Source organism: Bradyrhizobium sp. AC87j1, from assembly GCF_002936975.1.
Classification (GTDB): Bacteria; Pseudomonadota; Alphaproteobacteria; order Rhizobiales; family Xanthobacteraceae; genus Bradyrhizobium; species Bradyrhizobium shewense.
Map to the genome: position 1 here is coordinate 75,137 of NZ_PTFE01000028.1, position 7,300 is coordinate 82,436.

General features: G+C 65.8%; 5 protein-coding genes. 3 read left to right on the forward strand and 2 right to left on the reverse strand.

Annotated features, from left to right (window positions below):
- Window positions 1-187 precede the first annotated feature (187 nt).
- Complete coding sequence (locus CV770_RS16925; RefSeq protein WP_104463113.1) at window positions 188-2,560, reverse strand: xanthine dehydrogenase family protein molybdopterin-binding subunit; 2,373 nt, start codon at window positions 2,558-2,560, stop codon at window positions 188-190.
- A 209-nt stretch (window positions 2,561-2,769) separates the two neighbouring features.
- Between CV770_RS16925 and CV770_RS16930 the strand changes: the two genes are divergently transcribed.
- Together CV770_RS16930 and CV770_RS16935 are read left to right on the forward strand one after the other, a co-directional pair.
- Window positions 2,770-3,843: a Ppx/GppA phosphatase family protein gene (locus tag CV770_RS16930; RefSeq protein WP_104463114.1), complete on the forward strand. Its 1,074-nt coding sequence runs from the start codon at window positions 2,770-2,772 to the stop codon at window positions 3,841-3,843.
- 1 nt (window position 3,844) lies between these two features.
- Window positions 3,845-4,528 carry an RlmE family RNA methyltransferase gene (locus CV770_RS16935; protein ID WP_091954459.1) on the forward strand — a complete coding sequence of 228 codons (684 nt, stop codon included), beginning with the start codon at window positions 3,845-3,847 and terminating at the stop codon, window positions 4,526-4,528.
- A gap of 176 nt (window positions 4,529-4,704) precedes the next feature.
- On the opposite strand, the gene CV770_RS16940 is transcribed toward CV770_RS16935, so the two are convergent.
- Entirely contained in the window at window positions 4,705-6,195 is a 1,491-nt protein-coding gene (locus CV770_RS16940) for a DHA2 family efflux MFS transporter permease subunit (RefSeq protein WP_091954461.1), read from the reverse strand.
- Between the two features lie 474 nt (window positions 6,196-6,669).
- On the opposite strand from CV770_RS16940, the gene CV770_RS16945 reads away from it, so the two are divergent.
- Window positions 6,670-7,300: IMP dehydrogenase (locus CV770_RS16945; RefSeq protein ID WP_146101298.1), on the forward strand; the 631-nt coding region annotated here is incomplete at its 3' end.

The following is a 7,300-nucleotide window of genomic DNA, read 5'->3' on the forward strand; positions in this document are numbered from 1 at the left end:
CCCGCGAAAGCGGGGAATCCAGTATCCCGCGGCTTATCCGGGAATCACGACTATCTCGGAGGACGGGATCGCCCGATCAAGTCGGGCGATGACAGCTGTGGGTATGGCGATAGTGTAAACCCCTTACGCGTGGATGGCCGGGGCAAGCCCGGCCATGACGGCGGAGAGAGCGTAGGCTCTTACGCCCTTACGCAGCTTTCGCCTTCGCATCCTGAATAGCTCGCCACACGCGCTCCGGCGTCAGCGGCATGTCGATCTGCTTGATGCCGTGGTCTGAGAGCGCATCGAGCACGGCGTTCACCACCGTCGACAGGCTGCCGGCGCAGCCGGCCTCGCCACAGCCCTTGCTGCCGAGCGGATTGGTCGTGGCGGGCACCGGGTGATCGCCGACCGTCATGTTGGGAACGTCCTCGGCGCGGGGCAGCGCGTAGTCCATCAGCGAGCCCGTGATCGGCTGGCCGCTCTCGTCGTAGCGGATGTGCTCCATTAGCGCTTGCCCGATGCCCTGGACCACGCCGCCATGGAGCTGGCCTGCGACCAGCAGCGGGTTGATCACCGTGCCGAAATCGTTGACCGCGCTGTAGCGCACGATCTGCACCACGCCGGTCTCCGGATCGATCTCGACCTCGGCGACGTGGCAGCCGTTCGGGAACGCCGAGGCGACCGGTTCGCTGGTGTGATCGACGTCGAGGCTATCGGGCACGCCCTCCGGCGTCTTGCCGTCGTGCAGCTTCTTGGCGAGCTCCATGATGTCGATGCTGCGATCGGTGCCGGCGATCGTGAAGCTGCCGCCTTCGAATTCGATGTCGGCTTCGGACGCCTCCAGCATATGCGCCGCTGCACGCTTGCCTTTCTCGATGACGAGCTTGGCAGCCCCCACGATGGCCTGGCCGGTTGCCGTGATCGAGCGCGAGCCGCCGGTGCCGTTGCCGGTGTGGACGATGTCGCTGTCGCCCTGCACCAGCTTGACGCTCTCGAAGGGAACACCGAGCTGCTCGCTCAGCACCTGCGCGAATGGGGTGGCATGGCCCTGGCCGTAATCGAGCGTGCCGGTGATCAGCTGCACGCTGCCGTCGGCGTCGAACACGATCTTGCCGAGCTCGGGGCTCGGCGGCGCCGTGACCTCGAGATAGGAGCCGACCGCGATGCCGCGCAGCTTGCCGGCCTTCTTGCTCTCCTTCTTGCGCTTGGCGAAATTCTCGTGGTCGGAGATTTCGAGCGCCTTGTTGAACACGGCCTGGAAGTCGCCGCTGTCATAGGTGACGCCGGAGGAGGCCGGGAACGGCATCTGGTTCTGCTTGATGAAGTTGCGCTTGCGCAGAGTCAGCCGGTTGATGCCCATCTCGTCGGCGGCGCGATCGATCAGCCGCTCCATGTAATAGTTCGCCTCGGGCCGGCCGGCGCCGCGATAGGCGCCCATCAGCGTGGTGTTGGTCAGCACCACCTTGATGTCGACCGCCATCAACGGCGTGCGGTAGACGCTGGAAAAATTCTTGCCGGTGTTGAGCGAGAGCGGCCCCGGCGCGACGCCGGTGATGTAGGCGCCGAGATTGCCGTAGCCGGACAGCTTGGCCGCGAGGAAGTGCCCCTCGGCGTCGAGCGCCAGCTCGGCATGGATCTTCTGGGCGCGGCCGTGGCTGTCGGAGAGGAAGGCGGTCGAGCGCTCGTCGAGCCATTTCACCGGGCGGCCCAGCACTTTTGCCGCGTACAGGATGCACATGTACTCGGGATAGTTGATGTTCTTCATGCCGAAGGAGCCGCCGACATTGGCGGTGAGGATGCGCACCTTCTCGTTCGGCACTTTCAGGTTCTTGGCAAGATTCGCGCGGTTGCCGGCGACGCCCTGCGTCGGCACCTGAAGCGTGTAGCGCTCGGACTTCTTGTCGTAGGAGGCAAGGCCGACGCGCGGCTCCATCGAGACCACGGCGACACGGGTGTTCTCGATGTCCATCCTGGTGACATGGGCGGCGCTGGCGAAGGCCGCGTTGACCTTGTCCATGTCGCCATAATGGTAGTCGAGCGCCACGTTGTGGGGAATGTGCTCATAGAGCTGCGGCGCGCCGGGCTTGGCCGCTTCTTCAGGATCGGTCACAGCCGGCAGCGGCTCGATGTCGAGCTCGACCGCTTCGGCTGCATCGCGCGCCTGCGCCAGCGTCTCCGCCGCGACGAAGGCGACGGGATCGCCGACGAAGCGGACCTTGTCGGTCGCCAGCGGCTGGCGGTTGGTCTGGAGCAAAGGCGAGCCGTCGCGGCTCTTCAGCGGCAGGCCGCAGGTGAAGGGGCCATAGCCGGCGGCATCGAGATCCCTGCCGGTCCACACGCCGAGCACGCCCGGCATCGCCTTGGCGGCATCAATGCCGATGCCGCGGATGATTCCATGGGCGTGGGTGGAACGAACGACCACGGCATAGGCCTGGTTGGGCAGGTTGAAATCGTCGGTATAGCGGCCTTTGCCGCGCACCAGCGTGTCGTCCTCCTTGCGGCGGACGGGCTGCCCGACGCCATATTTTTGCAGTGCAATAGCGTTTTCGAGCGTGGACGATTTGGTGTGTTCTTGCATGGAATTGACCTGAAAAGCCGGCATTTGCGCATTTTCGCGGCAGCGGGGCACCGGACTCCATTGAGATAACCCACCACCCCGTTCACGACAACGCACGAATGGGCATGGTCCCATGTGATGCGTTGTTGCGCAGGCCGGCTGCGCTGCTAATGTTTCAGGCGAAAAATCAATTCCAGACCGGCCTGACCGGCCGCGGAAAGACAGTTTGTATGAATGACCACACGCGGCTCCGCGACGGCCATGTGCCGCACGGTGAGCTGGAGGGGTCGATGGCGGCGGTGGCGTTGGCCACCGAACCGGCTGTCGGCGCGCGGGCGTCGGGAACCGGCGTCTATGCGGCGCTGGACCTCGGCACCAACAATTGCAGGCTGCTGATCGCCTGTCCGACCCAGGACGGCTTTCGCGTCGTCGATTCCTTCTCGCGCATCATCCGGCTCGGGGAGGGGGTCTCGTCGACCGGCTCCATCAGCGAGGCCGCGATCGAGCGTGCCATCGCCGCGCTCAGCATCTGCCGTGACAAGATCAATTTGCGCAAAGCGCGCCGGTTGCGGCTGATCGCGACCGAAGCCTGCCGCGCGGCTTCGAATGCGGAGGGGTTCCGCAGCCGCGTCGCGGCCGAGACCGGCATCGAGCTCGAGGTGATCGACCGCGAGACCGAGGCCGCGCTCGCCGTGCTCGGTTGCTCGCCGCTGGTCGACCCCAGGGGACGCGGCGCGATCCTGTTCGACATCGGCGGCGGCTCGACCGAGCTGGTGCGGATCGAGCGCGATCCGCAAAATCCGGAGCCGCGGATCAAGGCCTGGATGTCGATCCCCTACGGTGTGGTCACGCTCGCCGAGCAGTTCGGCGGCCGCGACGTGACGCCGGAGATCTACGCCGCGATGGAGCAGGAGGTCGCGAACCACGTCGCGCCGTTCGCCGAAGTCCACGGCGGCGATCTCGCCGACATGCACCTGCTCGGCACCTCGGGTACGGTGACGACGCTCGCCGGCATCCATCTCAACCTCGCGCGCTATGACCGCCGCCGCATCGACAGCATCTGGATGAACGATTCCGACATCACCGCGACCATCAACAAGCTGCTCGGCATGAGCTACGAGGAGCGCGCCGGCAACAGCTGCATCAGCGTCGAGCGCGCCGATCTCGTGCTCGCCGGCTGCGCCATCCTCGATGCTATCAGGCGCGCCTTCCCGCTGCCGCGCCTGCGCGTCGCCGACCGTGGCCTGCGCGAGGGCATGCTGGTCGAGATGATGCGCGAGGACGGCGCGCTCAGGAGCTGGTGAGATGGCCAAGGACACCACCGGCCGCTTGCATGTCCAGGTCAAGACCGGCGGCAAGCGCAAATTGTCGTCGAAGCTGTGGCTGGAGCGGCAGCTCAACGATCCCTACGTCGTCAAGGCCAAGGCGGCAGGCTATCGCTCGCGCGCCGCGTTCAAGCTGCTCGAGATCGACGACAAATTCCGGCTTTTGAAGCCCGGCATGGCCGTCGTCGACCTCGGCGCGGCGCCCGGCGGCTGGAGCCAGATCGCGGCCAAGCGCGTCGGCTCGGTGGAAGGCAAGGGCAAGGTCGTTGCCATCGACCTGCTGGAAATGCCGGAAATTCCCGGCGTCGACTTCGCGCAGCTCGACTTCATGGCCAATGATGCGCCGGACAAGCTCACCGCGATGCTGGGGGGCGGCGCCGATTTCGTGATGTCCGACATGGCCGCCAACACCACTGGTCACCGCAAGACCGACCAGCTCCGTATCGTCGGCCTGGTCGAGACCGCCGCTGCCTTTGCGTGCGACGTGCTCAAACCCGGCGGCGCGTTCCTGGCCAAGACGTTCCAGAGCGGCGCCGATGCCGATCTGCTCGCCCAGCTCAAGCGCGATTTCGCGACGGTGCGTCATGTGAAGCCCGCGGCGAGCCGGCAGGATTCGTCGGAGCGCTACGTGCTGGCGACGGGATTTCGGGGCGGGACTGCCTGAGCCAATCTCCACTGTCGTCCCGGACAAGCGCAGCGCAGATCCGGGACCCATAGCCACAGGCGGATGTGACTACGGGGACTCGGAGTGAGCGCTAACGCGCGACAACTGCGCCCAGGGGTTATGGGTCCCTGCGTTCGCAGGGACGACACGGAGTGTGAGGCGCCCGCTCGCCCAACTCACCCCAACCTTTGATCCCGCACGTCCTGGGTGTCCTCCGTCGCGGTCTTGACCGCCGCCTTTTCTGCACCCTTGCCGGCGCCCTTGCGGCTGGCGATCTCCACGGCCTTGCGACCGGAGATTTCGTGGCCGGCGTCGATGGGCATCTGCCAGAAGAACCAGCTCGATGCCGCTGAGGTCAGCGCGACCACGAGGAAGGCGGGGGCGAACACGGTGGCGTCGATCTCGCTGACATGGTTGAACCACATCGTCGTTTCCACGCAGGCCGCGCCGACGGCGACGCCGGCGGAGACGGCGAGCTGCTGGTTGACGCTGACGAGGGTGGTGGCGCGGCTCATCTGCGCGGTCTCGACGTCGGCATAGGCGACCGTGTTGATGGCGGTGAATTCGAGCGAGCGGAAGAAGCCGCCGACCACCAGGATGACCATGATGATGAGCAGCGGCGTCGTCACCGTGAACAGCGCGCAGACGGCGAGGAAGAACGCGCTGACGATCGCGTTTACCGTCATCAGATTGCGGAAGCCGAAGGTGCGGATGATGCGCGCGGCCAGCGTCTTCATGCCCATCGCGCCGAGCGAGGAGGCGAAGGTGACGAGACCCGAATGGAACGGCGACAGCCCGAAGCCGATCTGCATCAAGAGCGGCAGCAGGAACGGCAGCGCGCCGATGCCGAGCCGGAACAGGAAGCCGCCGAACACGGCCGCGCGCAGCGTCGGCAGCTTCAGGAGCGAAAAGTCGAGCACCGGCGAGCCGGTGCGCCGGGCGTGAATGACGTAGAGCGTCATCGAGATCGCGCCCCCCGCGATCAATGCGGCGACGGTGCTCCATGGCAGCAGGTTGAGACCGGCAACCGACAGGCCGAAGGCGATGCCGGCGAGGCCGATGCCCGCCAGCACCATGCCGTAGAGATCGAACGGCTCGCGCTCCTCGCTCTTGATCGGGTCGATGAAGCGCAGCGCCATGAAGATGCCGAGCAGCCCGATCGGGATGTTGATCAGGAAGATCCAGTGCCACGACGCGTAAGTGGTGATGAAGCCGCCGAGCGGCGGGCCGATCACGGGGCCGATCAGGGCAGGGACCGTCACCCAGGCCATGGCGTTGACCAGCGCGCTCTTGTCGACCGAGCGCAGCAGCACGAGGCGCCCGACCGGCGTCATCATGGCCCCGCCCATGCCTTGCAGGATGCGCGCGAACACGAAATCGGTGACCGAAGAGGAGAGCGCGCAGCCGACCGATCCGACCATGAACACGCCGACCGCAATCGCAAACACCATCCGCGCGCCGAACCGGTCGGCGGTCCAGCCGCTCGCGGGGATGAACACCGCGAGCGACAGCAGATAGGACGTGATCGCGAGCTTCAGCGTCAGCGGACTGGTGCCGATGTCGGCCGCGATCGCCGGCAGCGAAGTGGCGATCACCGTCGAGTCCATGTTCTCCATGAAGAGAGCAGTGGCCACGATCAGCGGAATGATGCGTTGCTTGTCGACCATGACGGATTGGTAATGAAAATCGGAAGGAAGGGGTGCCTTGCGGCTTATCACCGTCGCTCGCCTGCGACCATTGCGGATCGACGCATAGCACCTAAGTCCAGCGTAACAACGGTGTGACCCTCCGCCACCGTCATTCCGGGGCGCGCCCCTTGGCGCGAACTACGGTGCGCAGTTGCGCACCTGAGAATCCATTGGGCCGGAGGGCCCGCTGCGCGATGGATGCCGGGTTCGCGACTTCGTCGCGCCCCGGAATGACGGTGGGTGGGTGGGGCTGCCGCTCGGCTGAATCCGCCAAAAAAGCCTGTGCATGGCTGGCCAGCCGTCCGAATTGCTTTGATTCGTCACGCGGCCGTGCTATCGACCCGCGTCAACCCCACCGATGGGCTCCGATTCTCAAGGCGATGCCGCAAGGTACGCCGAGGGCGGCGCTCATCAATTAGCATTTGCGGCAAGGCAGCAGGAAGGAGTTGGCAAATGGCCACGGTGCAACTTCAGGGCATCCGCGAAGCCTTTACGTTCGACGACGTGCTGCTGAAGCCGGGCCTGTCGGACGTCATGCCGGGCGAGGTCGACATCCGCTCGCGCGTCACCCGCGCCATTCCGCTCAACATCCCGATCATGGCCTCCGCCATGGACACCGTCACCGAGGCCCGCATGGCGATCGCCATGGCGCAGGCCGGCGGCCTCGGCGTCATCCACCGCAATTTCGATCCCGAAGGGCAGGCCGCGCAGGTCCGGCAGGTCAAGCGCTACGAGTCGGGCATGGTGGTGAACCCGCTCACCATCAGCCCCGATGCCTCGCTCGAGGACGCGCTCAAGTTGATGAGCGATCACGGCATCTCCGGCATTCCCGTCGTCACCGGCGCCGGCAAGAATACGCCGGGCAAGCTGGTCGGCATCCTCACCAACCGCGACGTACGCTTTGCCACCGACCGCCGGCAAAAAGTCTCCGAGCTGATGACGCATGAGGGCCTCGTCACGGTGCGCGAGAACGTCAGCCAGGACGAAGCGAGGCGGATGCTGCACCAGCATCGCATCGAGAAGCTGCTCGTGGTCGACGAGCAGTATCGCTGCGTCGGCCTCATCACCGTCAAGGACATGGAGA